This window comes from Halomonas alkalisoli (assembly GCF_021412585.1).
Taxonomy (GTDB): Bacteria; Pseudomonadota; Gammaproteobacteria; order Pseudomonadales; family Halomonadaceae; genus Halomonas; species Halomonas alkalisoli.
Map to the genome: position 1 here is coordinate 1 of NZ_JAKCMI010000027.1, position 14,218 is coordinate 14,218.

At 64.0% G+C, this 14,218-nt stretch carries 17 protein-coding genes and 2 rRNA genes; 8 read left to right on the forward strand and 11 right to left on the reverse strand.

The genetic code is table 11. The features are described 5' to 3' along the window. The 3 genes from LY622_RS11420 to LY622_RS11430 form a co-directional block, all read left to right on the forward strand. Positions 1 to 1,726 (forward strand): 23S ribosomal RNA (locus LY622_RS11420); the annotation flags it as partial. Positions 1,727 to 1,832: 106 nt separating this feature from the next. Continuing rightward, positions 1,833 to 1,948 (forward strand): 5S ribosomal RNA (gene rrf / locus LY622_RS11425). A gap of 92 nt (positions 1,949 to 2,040) precedes the next feature. After that, complete coding sequence (locus LY622_RS11430) at positions 2,041 to 2,235, forward strand: hypothetical protein (RefSeq protein ID WP_234291028.1); 195 nt, start codon at positions 2,041 to 2,043, stop codon at positions 2,233 to 2,235. Between the two features lie 83 nt (positions 2,236 to 2,318). On the opposite strand, the gene LY622_RS11435 is transcribed toward LY622_RS11430, so the two are convergent. Further along, the gene (locus LY622_RS11435; protein ID WP_234291029.1) at positions 2,319 to 3,146 is read right to left on the reverse strand and encodes a Tim44 domain-containing protein; all 828 of its coding nucleotides are present in this window, start codon (positions 3,144 to 3,146) and stop codon (positions 2,319 to 2,321) included. 107 nt (positions 3,147 to 3,253) lie between these two features. On the opposite strand from LY622_RS11435, the gene LY622_RS11440 reads away from it, so the two are divergent. Further along, positions 3,254 to 3,829 (forward strand): isochorismatase family protein, encoded by a 576-nt coding sequence (locus LY622_RS11440; RefSeq protein ID WP_234279568.1) that lies wholly within the window; start codon positions 3,254 to 3,256, stop codon positions 3,827 to 3,829. Here LY622_RS11440 and yaaA read toward each other — a convergent pair. After that, positions 3,826 to 4,617: a peroxide stress protein YaaA gene (gene yaaA / locus LY622_RS11445; RefSeq protein ID WP_234291030.1), complete on the reverse strand. Its 792-nt coding sequence runs from the start codon at positions 4,615 to 4,617 to the stop codon at positions 3,826 to 3,828. The two genes, LY622_RS11440 and yaaA, sit on opposite strands and share 4 nt — an antisense overlap. Before the next feature lie 160 nt (positions 4,618 to 4,777). Then, positions 4,778 to 5,809: an NADP(H)-dependent aldo-keto reductase gene (locus tag LY622_RS11450; RefSeq protein WP_234291031.1), complete on the reverse strand. Its 1,032-nt coding sequence runs from the start codon at positions 5,807 to 5,809 to the stop codon at positions 4,778 to 4,780. A 225-nt stretch (positions 5,810 to 6,034) separates the two neighbouring features. Between LY622_RS11450 and LY622_RS11455 the strand changes: the two genes are divergently transcribed. Further along, the gene (locus LY622_RS11455; protein WP_234291032.1) at positions 6,035 to 6,553 is read left to right on the forward strand and encodes a tetratricopeptide repeat protein; all 519 of its coding nucleotides are present in this window, start codon (positions 6,035 to 6,037) and stop codon (positions 6,551 to 6,553) included. A gap of 60 nt (positions 6,554 to 6,613) precedes the next feature. Next, entirely contained in the window at positions 6,614 to 7,114 is a 501-nt protein-coding gene (locus LY622_RS11460; protein WP_234291033.1) for a 3'-5' exonuclease, read from the forward strand. 42 nt (positions 7,115 to 7,156) lie between these two features. Here LY622_RS11460 and LY622_RS11465 read toward each other — a convergent pair whose 3' ends face one another. The 7 genes from LY622_RS11465 to LY622_RS11495 form a co-directional block, all read right to left on the reverse strand. Further along, on the reverse strand, positions 7,157 to 7,708 hold the full coding sequence (locus tag LY622_RS11465) for an LOG family protein (RefSeq protein WP_234279563.1): 552 nt from the start codon (positions 7,706 to 7,708) through the stop codon (positions 7,157 to 7,159). Positions 7,709 to 7,764: 56 nt separating this feature from the next. After that, positions 7,765 to 8,286: a DUF501 domain-containing protein gene (locus LY622_RS11470; RefSeq protein ID WP_234279562.1), complete on the reverse strand. Its 522-nt coding sequence runs from the start codon at positions 8,284 to 8,286 to the stop codon at positions 7,765 to 7,767. Beyond that, entirely contained in the window at positions 8,255 to 8,587 is a 333-nt protein-coding gene (locus LY622_RS11475) for a hypothetical protein (protein ID WP_234291034.1), read from the reverse strand. Before LY622_RS11475 ends, LY622_RS11470 begins: the two co-directional genes overlap by 32 nt. Positions 8,588 to 8,712: 125 nt before the next feature. Further along, complete coding sequence (ybaK, locus tag LY622_RS11480) at positions 8,713 to 9,183, reverse strand: Cys-tRNA(Pro) deacylase (RefSeq protein WP_234291035.1); 471 nt, start codon at positions 9,181 to 9,183, stop codon at positions 8,713 to 8,715. Next, positions 9,180 to 9,593, reverse strand: coding sequence for an acyl-CoA thioesterase (locus LY622_RS11485; protein WP_234291036.1), 414 nt, complete (start codon positions 9,591 to 9,593; stop codon positions 9,180 to 9,182). Before LY622_RS11485 ends, ybaK begins: the two co-directional genes overlap by 4 nt. A gap of 255 nt (positions 9,594 to 9,848) precedes the next feature. Then, on the reverse strand, positions 9,849 to 10,664 hold the full coding sequence (locus LY622_RS11490) for a hypothetical protein (RefSeq protein WP_234291037.1): 816 nt from the start codon (positions 10,662 to 10,664) through the stop codon (positions 9,849 to 9,851). Between the two features lie 10 nt (positions 10,665 to 10,674). Next, positions 10,675 to 11,109, reverse strand: coding sequence for a hypothetical protein (locus LY622_RS11495; protein WP_234291185.1), 435 nt, complete (start codon positions 11,107 to 11,109; stop codon positions 10,675 to 10,677). A 37-nt stretch (positions 11,110 to 11,146) separates the two neighbouring features. Between LY622_RS11495 and LY622_RS11500 the strand changes: the two genes are divergently transcribed. Continuing rightward, positions 11,147 to 12,340 (forward strand): MalY/PatB family protein, encoded by a 1,194-nt coding sequence (locus LY622_RS11500; RefSeq protein ID WP_234291038.1) that lies wholly within the window; start codon positions 11,147 to 11,149, stop codon positions 12,338 to 12,340. Between the two features lie 79 nt (positions 12,341 to 12,419). On the opposite strand, the gene LY622_RS11505 is transcribed toward LY622_RS11500, so the two are convergent. Then, on the reverse strand, positions 12,420 to 13,346 hold the full coding sequence (locus tag LY622_RS11505) for a tetratricopeptide repeat protein (protein WP_234291039.1): 927 nt from the start codon (positions 13,344 to 13,346) through the stop codon (positions 12,420 to 12,422). Between the two features lie 199 nt (positions 13,347 to 13,545). Here LY622_RS11505 and LY622_RS11510 point away from each other — a divergent pair, with 199 nt between their 5' ends. After that, a complete protein-coding gene (locus LY622_RS11510) occupies positions 13,546 to 14,214 on the forward strand; it encodes a vWA domain-containing protein (protein ID WP_234291040.1) in 669 nt (222 codons plus the stop codon). Positions 14,215 to 14,218 lie beyond the last annotated feature (4 nt).

The following is a 14,218-nucleotide window of genomic DNA, read 5'->3' on the forward strand; positions in this document are numbered from 1 at the left end:
GCAAGCGGTAGAGGAGCGTCGTGTAAGCCGATGAAGGTGGATTGAGAAGTCTGCTGGAGGTATCACGAGTGCGAATGCTGACATGAGTAACGACAAGGGGAGTGAAAAACTCCCCCGCCGGAAGACCAAGGGTTTCTGTTCGACGCTAATCGGAGCAGAGTGAGTCGGCCCCTAAGGCGAGGCCGAAAGGCGTAGTCGATGGGAAACGGGTCAATATTCCCGTACCTCACATGGTTGCGATGGGGGGACGAAGAAGGCTAGGTGAGCCAGGCGTTGGTAGTCCTGGTGAAAGTCAGTAGGCTGGGGGTTCAGGCAAATCCGGACTCCTAAGGCCGAGAGACGAGACGAACTGACTACGGTCAGGAAGTCATCGATGCCACGCTTCCAGGAAAAGCCTCTAAGCTTCAGATCATGTGGGACCGTACCCCAAACCGACACAGGTGGTCAGGTAGAGAATACCAAGGCGCTTGAGAGAACTCGGGTGAAGGAACTAGGCAAAATGGTGCCGTAACTTCGGGAGAAGGCACGCCGGCGTAGGGTGAAGGCACTTGCTGCTGGAGCTCGAACCGGTCGAAGATACCAGGTGGCTGCAACTGTTTATTAAAAACACAGCACTCTGCAAACGCGTAAGCGGACGTATAGGGTGTGACGCCTGCCCGGTGCCGGAAGGTTAATTGATGGTGTTAGCCCTCGGGCGAAGCTCCTGATCGAAGCCCCGGTAAACGGCGGCCGTAACTATAACGGTCCTAAGGTAGCGAAATTCCTTGTCGGGTAAGTTCCGACCTGCACGAATGGCGTAATGATGGCCACGCTGTCTCCACCCGAGACTCAGTGAAATTGAAATCGCAGTGAAGATGCTGTGTACCCGCGGCTAGACGGAAAGACCCCGTGAACCTTTACTATAGCTTCACACTGGACGCTGATGTTGCCTGTGTAGGATAGCTGGGAGGCTTTGAACCCTGGACGCCAGTTCAGGTGGAGCCAACCTTGAAATACCAGCCTGGCATCATTGGCGTTCTAACTCAGGTCCGTTATCCGGATCGAGGACAGTGTGTGGTGGGTAGTTTGACTGGGGCGGTCTCCTCCTAAAGAGTAACGGAGGAGCACGAAGGTACCCTCAGCACGGTCGGAAATCGTGCAGTGAGTGCAAGAGCATAAGGGTGCTTGACTGCGAGACAGACACGTCGAGCAGGTACGAAAGTAGGTTCTAGTGATCCGGTGGTTCTGTATGGAAGGGCCATCGCTCAACGGATAAAAGGTACTCCGGGGATAACAGGCTGATACCGCCCAAGAGTTCACATCGACGGCGGTGTTTGGCACCTCGATGTCGGCTCATCACATCCTGGGGCTGAAGTCGGTCCCAAGGGTATGGCTGTTCGCCATTTAAAGTGGTACGCGAGCTGGGTTTAGAACGTCGTGAGACAGTTCGGTCCCTATCTGCCGTGGGCGTTGGATGTTTGAGAAGAGCTGCTCCTAGTACGAGAGGACCGGAGTGGACGCACCTCTGGTGTTCCGGTTGTCACGCCAGTGGCATTGCCGGGTAGCTATGTGCGGACAGGATAACCGCTGAAAGCATCTAAGCGGGAAGCCCCCTTCAAGATGAGACATCCCTGAGGCCTTGAGCCTCCTGAAGGGCCCAGCGAGACCAGCTGGTTGATAGGCCGGGTGTGGAAGCGCTGCAAGGCGTTGAGCTAACCGGTACTAATTGCCCGTGAGGCTTGACCATATAACCCCAAGGGGTCTGCGCATTACGCGCGCAATTGACGGATACGCAAGGCCCGGTGAGCACCGTGGCCGAGACGATCACGCCAGCATGATTCCAACCAGTTTTGCCTGACGACCATAGCGTTCGGGAACCACCTGATCCCATGCCGAACTCAGCAGTGAAACCGCTCAGCGCCGATGGTAGTGTGGGGTCTCCCCATGCGAGAGTAGGTCATCGTCAGGCACCTATCCCAAAAACCCCAGTCTCGAAAGAGGCTGGGGTTTTTTCATGCACCCTGGAAAAGGGTGCATTAATGTTTATGGAAAGGAGACACCATGAGCAAAATGATGATGCGTAAGCTTGCGATACTGCTGCTTGTCGGAATGACGGCCGGAGGCCTGCTGGGCTGCGAGAATGATGCGGGCCCTGCCGAGGAGACGGGGAAGAATATCGACGATGCCATGGAAGAGGCCGGGGAGAGCATCAAGGAGATGGGCGATAGCATCCAGGAAGAGGCCGAGGGCGGCTGAGGACCTCGTCGCCCCCAAGCGTCGGGGGATGAAGCCTGCCGCCCGTCAACCGGGTGACGGGCGGCTCTTGATGCTGGCTGGGGTCACACCTGGCCAGCGTCGTTCTGTTCGATGCCCTGAAGGTACCAGGGCTCACCCTCACGCAGCTCCCGGGTCAGATGCCAGGTCTCGTTGAATTCGACCTGCTCGTCGTTTTCTTCGAGCACGCCATGGAAGATCACGGTGGCTTCGGCCTGCTGGCCAAGCTCACGGACGTCGCCGAGCTCGGCGAAGAGGCGCGCGATTTCCGTCCGGTTGTTGGCCGGGTGCTTGCGCCGCTCCTCGCGTAGCAGGTTGTAGAGCTCGGGGGTGACGTATTCCTGAATGCCGGCGAAGTCATTGTTGTCCCAGGCGCGCTGGAGCGTCATGAAGTGCTCCTTGGCACCGTTCAGGAACTGTTCCTTGTCGAACCAGGCTGGCAGGCTGCCGAGGTCGGAGCCTCCCAGGGTGGTGTCGGGAGCCGGCTGGAAAGCCTGGGTCGGTGCTTCCGACGTCCGATAGGTGGCCGGTGATACGCCCGCGGCGACGGTGCGGCGGCGCGCCAGCAGACGGAAAAGCAGGAAACCGAGTCCGGCGATCAGCAGAATATCCATCAGGCGCAGTTCATCGAAGGCGCCACCGAAGAACAGGGCCGCGAGCAGGCCGCCTGCCAGCAGGCCACCCATCATGCCGGGCATGCGAGAGCCGGCGGCCTGACCCGGTTGAGCCTGGCGGGTAGGTGCTGCCTGGTTGGGGGCGGCGGCGGGCCGATCCGCCGAACGGGAAAAACTGCCGACATTGCCTCCACCGCCCATGCGGCGAGCTTCGGCGTAGTCTGCGGCCAGGGTGAATCCCAGGATGCCGACCACAAGCATGACAAGTAGGTGACGCATGGAATGGGCCTCGTTGAACGGGGGCTGAAAGAAAGGGTTCAGAGGGCCTATTCTAGCGGCTATGCTGAGGGAAATGTTCGATAAATAGTGATGCAAGAGGAGCGTTCATGCGCCTGAAAAGTGAAGAGAGCCTGCTGCTTATCGTTGATCTTCAAGCTGGGCTGCTGCCGGTGGTGGACGGTGGCGAGCAGGCGGTCGCCGAGGCGGCCTGGCTGGGCGGCGTCGCCCAGGCACTGGCGGTTCCGGTCTGGGTCACCGAACAGTATCCGGAAGGGTTGGGCGGCAGTGAGCCCCGGCTGCTGGAGGCGCTGCGGGGCCATCGGTTGTGGCATAAGGTGCACTTCAATGCTCACGCCGAGCCGGACTTCGCCACTGCCCTGGCCGACAGCGGCAGGCGGCAAGTCGTGCTCTGTGGCTCCGAAGCGCACATCTGCGTCATGCAGACGGGGCTTGGCTTGCTGGAAGCGGGCTACGAGGTGTACTGGCTGAGCGAAGCCTCGGTGAGTCGGCGTGCGGCGGAGGCGCAGCTGGCACGGGAGCGAATGGTGCGCTGCGGGGCCGTGCCGGTCAGTGCCGACATGGTGGCCTATGAATGGCTGCACCGCTGCGACGACGAGCGCTTCAAGGACGTCCATCGTCGCTTTCTCAAGCCCCGCTCTGCCCGTCCACTGCGTTTTTTCTAGCGAGCTGCCTGGCTTTGCGCCTCCCGGCGCGTGAAGACCCATGTATCGCCTTCCGACATGGCTGCATTGAAGCCATATCCCCCCACATCGAAGTCCTTGAGCCCGTCGGGCTCCTCCAGCCGCTGGCGGATCATCCAGGCTGCCATGAGACCACGTGCCTTCTTGGCATAAAAGCTGATGATCTTGTAGGAGCCGTTCTTCTCGTCCTTGAACACCGGGGTGATGACCCGGGCATCGAGCCGCTTGGCATCGATCGCCTTGAAATATTCGTTGGACGCCAGGTTGACCAGCACCGGCGTGCCGCTTTCCGCTACGGCCCGGTCCAGTGCCGGGGTCAGGGTTTCCCGCCAGAAGGCATAGAGATCCTTGCCTGCGTGATTGGGCAGGCGGGTGCCCATTTCCAGACGGTAGGGCTGGATCAGGTCCAGGGGGCGCAGCAGGCCATAAAGCCCGGAGAGGATGCGCAGGTGCTGCTGGGCGAAGGCGTTGTCGTCATCGCTGAAGGTATCGGCCTCGAGGCCGACGTAGACATCGCCCTGGAAGGCCTGGGCAGCAGGCTTGGCGTTACTCGGCGTGAACGGCGTCTGCCACTCGGCGAAGCGTGCCGCATTGAGCCCGGCCAGCTTGTCGCTGATACCCATCAGCTCGCTGAGCCGCCGGGGCGAATAGTCGTGCAGAATCTCGATCAATTCACGGCTGCGGTCGAGGAAATCCGGCTGCGAGTACCGGGGCGTGGTGGCCGGGGACTCGAAATCCAGCGTCTTGGCGGGTGAAATCACGCTCAGCATGGGGCACTCCTGTACCGGTAGGCTAGGTCTCGGAATGTGCCGAGTATATCAAGGGCGAAGAGAGGGCGGGGCTATCGAGACGATAGCCGACCAACTGCGCACGGGGACGTCTCCACGCAGCCCTTCCTGTCGTTTCAAGGACGGCTTCTCAAGGGCAGGTTCAGGGACAGGGATTGGGCAGGCGCCGATGCACGTCTTCGATGGCATCCAGCACATTCTGCTCGAGCCTCAGGGACTCGCTCGCCAGGTTGTCCTCGAGCTGGTCCATGGTCGTGGCGCCGATGATGTTGCTGGTCAGGAAGCTGCGCGAATTGACGAAGGCCAGCGCCATCTGGGCGGGGTCCAGGCCATGCTCCCGGGCGAGGGTCACGTAGGCGTGGGTGGCGGCCTCGGCCTCGGGGCTGGTGTAGCGCTGGAAGCGTTCGTAGAGGGTGAGCCGGGCCCCTGCCGGTCGCGCGCCGTCGAGATACTTGCCGGAGAGCACGCCGAAGCCCAGCGGCGAGTAGGCCAGCAGGCCGACGTTCTCGCGATGAGCAATTTCGGCGAGGCCGACCTCGAAGGTGCGATTGAGCAGGCTGTAGGGGTTCTGGATCGAGGCGACCCGGGGCAGGTCGAGACGTTCGGCCAGGTTCAGCGCCTGCATCACGCCCCAGGGCGTCTCGTTGGAGAGGCCGATGGCGCGTACCTTGCCCGCGTCCACGAGCTCCTTCAGTGTGCCCAGGGTCTCCTCCAGGGCGATGGCATTCTCCTCGTCGTCATGCTCATAGCCCAGCTTGCCGAAGAAGTTGGTGCGCCTGTCGGGCCAGTGCAGCTGGTAGAGGTCGACGTAGTCGGTCTGCAGTCGCGAAAGGCTGGTATCGATGGCCTGAAGGATCTGTTCGCGGGTCAGCCGTGAGCCGCCCCGAAGGTGCGCCATGCCGGGACCGCTGACCTTGGTGGCAATGATGACGTCGTCACGGCTGTCGCGTCGCTTGAGCCAACTGCCGATATAGGCTTCGGTGCGCCCCTGGGTCTCGGCTTTGGGCGGTACCGGATACATCTCGGCGGTATCGATGAAGTTGATGCCGAAGGCGACGGCGCGGTCGAGCTGTTCATGGGCCTCGCTTTCGCTGTTCTGTTCGCCGAAGGTCATGGTGCCCAGGCACAGGCGGCTGACCTCGATGCCCGTGTTGCCTAGCTGTCGCGTCTGCATCACTGCTCCTGTCGCGGTTTCGTCCGGTATCGAATGCCATGCTAGCCGAGGCCTAACACGGCAGCAAATGGCAGGGGTTGAGTCACCGGCAGGGCGGGCGTATGCTGGCCACCCTCAACGGCCCCGGCGGAGTCCGGACGGCGAGCTCATGACAGGCCATGACGACGACCAGGGAGTGGTGCATCTCGTCATGCTGCTGATACACGAACGCAAGGTTGTTTGCCCATGACGCAGGCATCGTCACTGTTCACCCGGCTCGAGTACCGTCTAGCGGAGCAGCTGTTTCATACCCGCTGGTTGCCGCGCTCTCCGCGTACCCAGCGCCTGACCATGCGCCTCTTCAAGCGTTGCGCTGATGCCGGCCATCCCGGGGCGCTTTCGCTCTATGGACACGTGCTGTTCCATCGTGGCGTCAGCCCCCAGGACAAGGCGAAGGGCGCCCGCTACGTGCTGGAAGCCGCCCAGGCGGGGAATCTCAAGGCACAGTACCAGGCGGCTCGGATCCATGAGAATGGCTGCCTGCAGTACCCGCGGCGCGAGGACAGAGCCGTGACCTGGTACGCGCGCGCCGGCGAGGCGGGCCACCCCCTGGCAGCGGCACGGTTGGCCAGGGCCTATCGCCATGGCGAACTCGGGTTGGCGGTGGATGCGGCTCACGCTGCCCACTGGCAGGCGCTGGCCGACCGGCACGCACGGTTGGAAGGTGCCGAGCTGGACATCCACGGTGCTCAGACACGACACTAGACTGCCGGCCACCTGGCGATGCTGACATCGCCTGGCCCCATCACGAGGAAGCGCCCATCCGTGACGCTGCCCACACTGTTGGATATCGAGGCGTCCGGGTTCGGGCGCGGTAGCTACCCCATTGAAATCGGCCTGGCCAGGGCCGACGGCAGTAGCTGCGCCTTCCTTGTCCAACCACTTGACGAATGGACCCACTGGGACCCCAAGGCCGAGCTGTTGCACGGCATCTCGCGGGCGCGTCTGCAACGCGAAGGGTTGCCGGTCCAGCAGGTGGCGCGCTGGCTCAACGACGAATTGGGCAGCATCGGCATCGCCTACAGCGACAGCTGGGGGTACGACAATACCTGGCTGTCGCTGCTGTTCCATCACGCCGGGATGCTACCGGCCTTCCGCCTCGAGGCGCTGCGCATCCTGCTCGAAGAGAGCCAGCTCGCCCTGTGGCATGCCACGCGAGAGTCCCTGATCCAGGAACTGGGCATTCATCGCCACCGTGCGGGAGAAGACGCCCGCCTGCTGCAACTCACCTATCAGCGCACTCGGGAAATGACGGGCCACAGCTGAGGCTGCCCGCTTTTCGCCCCGCGGCGCCGGCCGCGAGCTGGCTCAGCCGTTGGCCAGGCGAGCCTCCAGGGCATCGAGCAGTGCGGCAGGCTCCTCGGCATCGATGAGACAGGTGCGGGTTCGTGAGTTGAGAAAGCCGTGTTCCACTGTGCTGTCCAGGAAGGCCAGCAGCGGCGAGTAGAAGTCCGCCGTGTCGAGGACGCCGATGGGCTTGTCATGCAGCCCCAGGTACTGCCAGGTCCAGGCCTCGAACAGTTCCTCGAGGGTGCCGATACCGCCGGGAAGCGCAATAAAGGCATCGGCATGGGCGGCCATGCTGGCCTTGCGCTCGTGCATGTTGTTGACGCGTATCAGCTGAGTCAGCCCCTCGTGGGCCTGCTCACGCTCCACCAGGTGGTCGGGCATCACCCCGATCACCTCACCACCTTCGGCCAGCATGCTGTTGGCCAGCTCCCCCATCAGGCCGATGCGCGCACCGCCATAGACCAGGCCATGGCCGCGGGCGACCAGTTCGCGCCCCAGTGACCGGGTGGCTTCCACAAAGGCAGGATCCCGGCCGTCGCGGGAACCCAGGTAAACGCAGAATCTCGACATGCTTTTCTCCTTGGCAAGGGGATTATCCTAGCAGCCGGGGCATGCGAAAAGGAGTATCAGGGCAGGCAGTCGGTGACGGCGTATTCCCGGTCCATCCACTGGCCGATGACGTTGTCGCCGCACAGGTGGTGGGCATACTGCGTATGCAGGCAGCGGACCTGATCCCAGTTGGCGATGCCGCCGATGCCGCGTTCGCGAAGGACCGCTTCATAGCCGAGCAGGGCCACCCTTTCGCGCTGGGCCGGTGCCATAAAACGCCAGCGTGCCTCGACATAGTCCCGGTGGCTGGCGTGGTAGGCAGCCAGGAATTCGGCGTCTTCCTGAAGCCGGGTTTCCAGTACCTTGATCACGCCGCGGGCCTCGATGCGCGAGATCTCGACCTTCAGGCGCTCGGAACAGAGCCAGTAGAGGGTGGGGAAAGGCTTTCCCTCGACGATGGGCGCCATGCGCAGCACCAGCGGTGTGCCTTCACCATCGGTGGCGGCCACGGCCTCGATGCCCCGGGGAGCGCGGCCCAGCTGGCGGGCAATGATGGCCAGCTGGCGCTCATCGGGTGTCTGATCGGTCTGGATCACCATCGCTTGGGTCCCGTACGAACTTGTTGGAGCGGCCCACGGCGCGGAAGAAGGTCCGGTTGAGCTGCTCGGGAGAGGGGACATAGCCCTTCCAGCGTCGTTCGCAGTACTCATTGGCCCGTGCCATCAATGCGTCGTAGAGGCGATTGAACGGCGCATCATAATCGTAGGGGTCCGCCCCGAACAAGCGGATGTGGGGGTAATCCGCGAAACGCTCCATGAAGTAGCGTTCCAGGTCCTCTTCCACCGCACGGTGCTGGTCGACGTTGTCGGGATCGAGCCAGAGGTTGTAGCGGATAGCCATGATCAGCTCCTGGCGAAATAGGCGGGCCCGGGTCGGGCCATGATTCTGTGACCACAAGTCTGTGACTACAATCCTGTGACCACTACTCTGTGACTACAAGGGAGCGGTTTTGGCTCAGGGCGATGTCAGTGCCGCGCGAGCGGCGCCAGCTTCGCGTTCGTCAGGCGAACCAGATCGTCGGGTGCCAGGCGGATCTCCAGGCCGCGCCGGCCGCCACTGACATGTATGGCAGCGAAGCTCACGGCACTCTCGTCCAGGAAGGTGAGCAGGCGCTTTTTCTGCCCCAGGGGGCTGATTCCGCCCAGCACATAGCCCGTGGCTCGCTCCGCCTCGGCAGCCTCGGCCATGCCCGCCCGCCGGGCCCCGGCGGCCTTGGCGAGCGCCTTGAGATCCAGCTGGGCAGTGACCGGCACGATGCCTATCGTTAGGCGACCGTCGTCCAGTCGGGCGACCAGGGTCTTGAACACGCTGCGGGGCTCCAGCGACAGCGCACGGGCCGCTTCCTCGCCGTAGGCCGCCGCACGGGGGTCATGCTCGTAGCTGAGCAGTTCGAAGGTGGCGCCGTCCCGCTCCAGCACCCTGATGGCCGGCGTCATGCCTTCGTCGGCTCCTCGACGTCGCGCAGGTGCGCCTCCAGCGCGTCGCGCAACTCACCGGCAATCGGCACGGCCCGCTTCTCGCCGTGGTCGAAGTGTACCAGCACGGTGTGCCCCAGGTTGGTGAGCACGCCCTTCTGCCACGCCTCTTGGGTCACGGTGAAGGAGCTATTGCCCAGCCGTGAGATATAGGTGCGCAGCTCGATGTCGCTGCCGTAGTGCAGTTCGGCCCGGTAGTCGACTTCCATGCGCGCCATGATCAGCCGCCACTTGCGCGGATCCAGGTCCGGCGTGAACAGACGAAAGAGGTCGTTGCGAGCCATCTCGAACCAGGCCGGCAACCGAGTGTTGTTGATATGACCGAGGGCGTCGGTGTCGTAGAAGGCGGGCTCGATGGTGCGCACGAACATGGCAATGATCCTTGTGGGTCCTGACAGTGTTGTCTAGGAGCCTGTCGGACTTAACGCTGACCTACTGCGAGATCCGGTCTTTCGGCCAATTTTATTCGATCTGATTCGTTAAATAGCGGGCTATTCGCCTTATCAGATCGATAAACTTGTCTCGAAATCCAAATCTCTCGTGACGATCGGTCAAATCCGACAGGCTCCTAGTCGATGCGGGTTGAAGGGCCCGAAAGGCCAGCATTGCCCCGAGCAAGCGCTAGGTCAAGTATCTGTCACAGGCCTGGCGGCATGCCAGGCCTGCAGTCGAGTCCATCCCAGCAGCCAGAGCGTGGCCACCCCGAACCCGGCCAGGGTGCCCAGGAACAGGCCCAGGGTGGCATAGGTGAGGGAGATGCACAGGGCGTAGCAGAGCAGTGCACCCAGGCCGGCCGGATAGTGCTTGATCACCGTGGCGGCCGGCGCTGCGCCGTGGGTGAGGTGCAGGATCACGAGCAGCGGGAACATGGAGATCGGGAAGGCCGCCAGCATTCCCGCCCAGGAGGCGGGCAGCAGATGAGCGAGACCTGTCACCAGGAACACGATGGCGGTAGCCAGCGCCGCCCGCATCCCCAGTGCCGCCCAGCGGGAGCCGCCGGGCCTGATCGTGACCCGGGTCTCCGCGACGTGGCGATAGAGCCAGGTGAAGGCAAGGATGGCCAGCAGAGTGACCAGGGTTCCGGTCAGGCGGGTGAAGTCGAACCGGGTCAGCAGCAGGCTGGCCAGGAACCAGGCCGTCAGTCCACCGGCGGTTCCCGCGAGCACTCCCCTGATGCCGTCGCGACGGCCGCAGATCAGGTAGCCGCCACCCAGCGCCATGGTGGCAGTAAAGCCAGCCAGGCTGTACACCGCGCTCTCGGCGGCAAAGCCCGGAGCTATCTCCAGCCCGATGAAGAACAGGGCGATGGCGGTACCCAGCGGGTAGCCGGCGAGCAGACCGGCCATGCGGGTGCTGACGCGTTCGGCGACCATCGCCAGCCCCAGCACGATGCCGATCGATACCACCAGCTTGGCCAGCTGCCAGCTCAGAGGAACATCCATGAGGTGTCCTCTAGACGAGTCGCAGGCCCTGGCGATCGGCCCAGGCGGCGCCGACTGCATGGGTGAGTTTGTCATGAAGGTGCGCCGGCAGGGCGGCCCTGGCGGCCTCTACGTCATCGAAGCTGCGGTTGAGCAGCCAGCAGTAGGCCCAGGCGCAGGCCTCGTCGTCGCTATGTGGTGCAGGTCGCGCCGGCATCTGCATCAGCAGGAACGCGGCGGTACGCGCCGCCCAGAGTGGAATGATGTCGCCGGCTTCGGGACGACTCCAGGCCACGAGCGTGTCACCGTCGGGCGTCTCGTCGGGTTGGCCCAGCTTGGCCACCCGGGCGGTCTCGGCCAGTATCAGCGCGAGCCTGTCCGGGTCGCCGCTTCCCAGCTTGCGCCACTGTGCGATCAGGGCAGGCATGCCCCGACGCACCTTGGCATAGAAGCCGCTTTGCGGCATGGTTTCGTTCATCGTCGCTGCTTCCCGAGGAAAGAACATGGAGTTCGATTTTGCCACGCCCGTCGAGCGTCGCCACCCCGAACAGGGAAAGAGGCCTTCACAACAGTGGCCTTCACAGAAATGGCACCGCTATGACGACAGGGTGCTGCCACTGTGGGTCGCCGACATGGATTTTCAATCACCGCCAGCGGTCATCGAGGCGCTGCGGGCCCGCGTCGAACACGGCGTCTACGGCTATGGCATGGTACCCGACTCGCTACGCCGGACTCTATGCGAGTGGAGCGCCAGGGAGTACGGCTGGGCGATCGAGCCCGAGTGGCAACTGTGGCTACCCGGCGTGATGCCGGCGCTGCACCTGGCCAGCCTGGCACTGACCGAGCCGGGTGACGGCGTGTTGACCATCACGCCGATCTATCCGCCTTTCCTCAAGGTAGCCGAGCGTACGAGGCGGCTGCCCCAGCGGGCCGCGATGGCTCCGCCCCAGGCATCGGGCGAGCAGTGGCGCCTCGACATCGAAGCGCTGGAAGCGGCAATCACCCCGCGGACTCGCCTGCTGCTGTGGTGCCACCCCCACAACCCCACCGGCCGGGTCTGGCGACATGAGGAGCTGGCCGCCCTGGCGGAGCTGGTGGAGCGCCACGACCTGCTGCTGGTCACCGATGAACTGCACTGCGACCTGCTGCTGGACCAGGGTGCCACGCATCGCCCGCTGGCGGCTGCCTTTCCCGAGCTGGCTGCCCGCACGATCACCCTCTGGGCGCCCTCCAAGACCTTCAATCTCGCTGGCCTGACCACTGCCTGTGCCGTGATCGAAGACGAGGCGCTGCGTCATCGCTTTGCCGCCGCCCTTCGCGGCCTGATGCCTGACAGCAACGTGCTTGGCCTGGTGGCCGCCGAGGCGGCCTATGCCCATGGCGATCCGTGGCGACGGGCCTTGATCGAGGTGCTGCGCGGTCATCGCCGCACCCTGGTCGATCGGGTGGCCGCCTGGCCCGGTGCAGCCCTGAGTGTGCCCCAGTCCACCTACCTGGCATGGCTGGACCTGCGTGGCGCCGAAGGGCTGGCCGGAAAAACGGGCTCACCCCAGCAGGTGCTATTGGAGGAGGCCGGGGTGGCCCTCTCCGATGGCATCGCTTTCGGCTGGCCGGGGTTCGTGCGCCTCAACTTCGGCACCACCGCCGCTCAGCTCGATGAGGCCCTGACACGGCTGGATGGTGTGTTGAAGGGGTGAACCGAAAAAGAGGCGGCCCCTGGCGGGGCCTCCTCCTGAAACGATTGATCCTGCGCAATGATGCTCGATAGCGTCGGGCTCAGTAGAGCAGGGTGAAGAGCCGGCGACGGTAGGACACGGTCAAGGGATGATCGGCCCCCAGGGCATCGAAGACCCTCAGCAGCGTCTTGCGGGCGGCGTCGTCGCCATAGGCGCGGTCCGCCTGCATCAGCTTCAGCAGCGCTTCCAGCCCCGCCTCGTACTGGCCATCGGCCACCTGGCGCAGCGCGCGCTTGAACTGCGCTTCGCTGTCGTCGCGCCCGGCCAGGGCTTCCAGCTCCTCACCGGTGGGCGCCTCTTCCCTGAATTCGACGCTGGCACGCACCCCTCTTGCCGGTGCCGCGTCTCGCTCCTCGGGTGGCAGGTTGTCGAGCAGTGCCAGGGCCTCCCCGCTGCGCTCCTGGGCCACCAGTGCCCGCGCCAGCTCCACCTGGTAGGCGTAATGCTCGGGATGCTGCTGGACCAGTTCCTCGTAGAGCGTGCGGGCCGTCTCGGCGTCGCCCTGGGCCAGGGCCTCGGCGGCCTGTTCCTCGGGGCTGGCCGGGGCGTCTTCCGGGGCGGGGAAATAGCGGCCCAGCCACTCCCGGATCTCCTTCTCGGGCAGCGCACCCTGGAAGTGGTCGACCAGGCCGCCCTGGCTGATCAGCTTGACGTCGGGGACCGAGCGCACGCCCAGCTGGGCAGCGATGTCCTGGTTGTCTTCGATATTGAGCTTGGCCAGGATGAAGGCACCGCTGTACTCCCGGGTGAGCTTTTCCAGGATGGGCATCAGGGCCTTGCAGGGCTCGCACCAGGGGGCCCAGCAGTCGAGCAGTACCGGCACCTGGGTGGAGAACTCCAGCACTTGCTGGATGTTGTTGCGATCGACATCGATGATCAGCTGCTCATCGCTCGGGGCCGCTGCAGGCGATGGGGCGGGCTCCGGGGGCGTCAGGGGGGCACCGCTGCGGGGATCGACGATGGACATGGGCACAGACCTTTCATGAAGGTGAATTTGTTCGATAGATGCGGGTGACTGGCCCATGATTCAAGGGCAGGGGTGCGAATCGTTTCAGCCTGGCGTTGGCGATCTGGCCAAGCCGGCGGGGCATCCCGGCATGTGCTGTGGTAGTCTCGGATTCGTCTGGCCGGAACGGTGCCAGGCGTCACGATACGAGGAGCCGCCGATGGCGACATACCAACTCAACAGCAGTAGCGACCTGATCGAAAACCCCTCTCCTCGCTGCGCCTGCATGCTGGTGCTGGACACCTCCGCCTCGATGTTCGGCCAGCCGATACGCGAGCTGAATGCGGGCGTTCAGGCCTTCATCTCCGCGATCAAGGAGGATGACATGGCCGCCTGCTCGGTCGAGCTTGGCGTCATCACGGCGGGGGGCAAGGTCACCGAGCAGCTGCCGTTCACCACCGCCATGAACATCTCCCAGTGTCGCCACTTCGCCGCATCCGGGCTCACCCCGCTGGGGGCGGCCATGGAGCTGGCGCTGGACCGGCTGGAAGAGCGCACGGCAGCCTACCGCAAGGCCGGTGTCGCCTACTACCAGCCCTGGCTGGTGGTCATCAGCGATGGCGTTCCCACCGACCAGTGGCAGGCGGCATCGGCCAGGGCCCGTTCCCTGGCACAGCAGCGCAAGATGGTGGTGATGCCGGTGGGGGTCGAGGAGGCCGATCTCGAGGCGCTCAGCGCCTTCTCGACGCGTCCGGCCAAGCGGCTCGACGGCCTGAAGTTTCGCGAGTTCTTCCTCTGGCTGTCGGCCAGCATGAGCCGCGTCTCCGCCTCGGCTTCTACCACCGAACAGGTCCGGCTACCGCCGACCGACAGCTGGGACAGTATCTGAGCAT

Excerpts from the sequence above, each read along its gene's own strand:
- LY622_RS11430 (WP_234291028.1), top strand. The coding sequence starts at position 2,041 with ATGAGCAAAATGATGATGCGTAAGCTTGCGATACTGCTGCTTGTCGGA.
- LY622_RS11435 (WP_234291029.1), bottom strand. The coding sequence starts at position 3,146 with ATGCGTCACCTACTTGTCATGCTTGTGGTCGGCATCCTGGGATTCACC.
- LY622_RS11440 (WP_234279568.1), top strand. The coding sequence starts at position 3,254 with ATGCGCCTGAAAAGTGAAGAGAGCCTGCTGCTTATCGTTGATCTTCAA.
- yaaA (WP_234291030.1), bottom strand. The coding sequence starts at position 4,617 with ATGCTGAGCGTGATTTCACCCGCCAAGACGCTGGATTTCGAGTCCCCG.
- LY622_RS11450 (WP_234291031.1), bottom strand. The coding sequence starts at position 5,809 with ATGCAGACGCGACAGCTAGGCAACACGGGCATCGAGGTCAGCCGCCTG.
- LY622_RS11455 (WP_234291032.1), top strand. The coding sequence starts at position 6,035 with ATGACGCAGGCATCGTCACTGTTCACCCGGCTCGAGTACCGTCTAGCG.
- LY622_RS11465 (WP_234279563.1), bottom strand. The coding sequence starts at position 7,708 with ATGTCGAGATTCTGCGTTTACCTGGGTTCCCGCGACGGCCGGGATCCT.
- LY622_RS11470 (WP_234279562.1), bottom strand. The coding sequence starts at position 8,286 with ATGGTGATCCAGACCGATCAGACACCCGATGAGCGCCAGCTGGCCATC.
- LY622_RS11475 (WP_234291034.1), bottom strand. The coding sequence starts at position 8,587 with ATGGCTATCCGCTACAACCTCTGGCTCGATCCCGACAACGTCGACCAG.
- ybaK (WP_234291035.1), bottom strand. The coding sequence starts at position 9,183 with ATGACGCCGGCCATCAGGGTGCTGGAGCGGGACGGCGCCACCTTCGAA.
- LY622_RS11485 (WP_234291036.1), bottom strand. The coding sequence starts at position 9,593 with ATGTTCGTGCGCACCATCGAGCCCGCCTTCTACGACACCGACGCCCTC.
- LY622_RS11490 (WP_234291037.1), bottom strand. The coding sequence starts at position 10,664 with ATGGATGTTCCTCTGAGCTGGCAGCTGGCCAAGCTGGTGGTATCGATC.
- LY622_RS11495 (WP_234291185.1), bottom strand. The coding sequence starts at position 11,109 with ATGCCGCAAAGCGGCTTCTATGCCAAGGTGCGTCGGGGCATGCCTGCC.
- LY622_RS11500 (WP_234291038.1), top strand. The coding sequence starts at position 11,147 with ATGGAGTTCGATTTTGCCACGCCCGTCGAGCGTCGCCACCCCGAACAG.
- LY622_RS11505 (WP_234291039.1), bottom strand. The coding sequence starts at position 13,346 with ATGTCCATCGTCGATCCCCGCAGCGGTGCCCCCCTGACGCCCCCGGAG.
- LY622_RS11510 (WP_234291040.1), top strand. The coding sequence starts at position 13,546 with ATGGCGACATACCAACTCAACAGCAGTAGCGACCTGATCGAAAACCCC.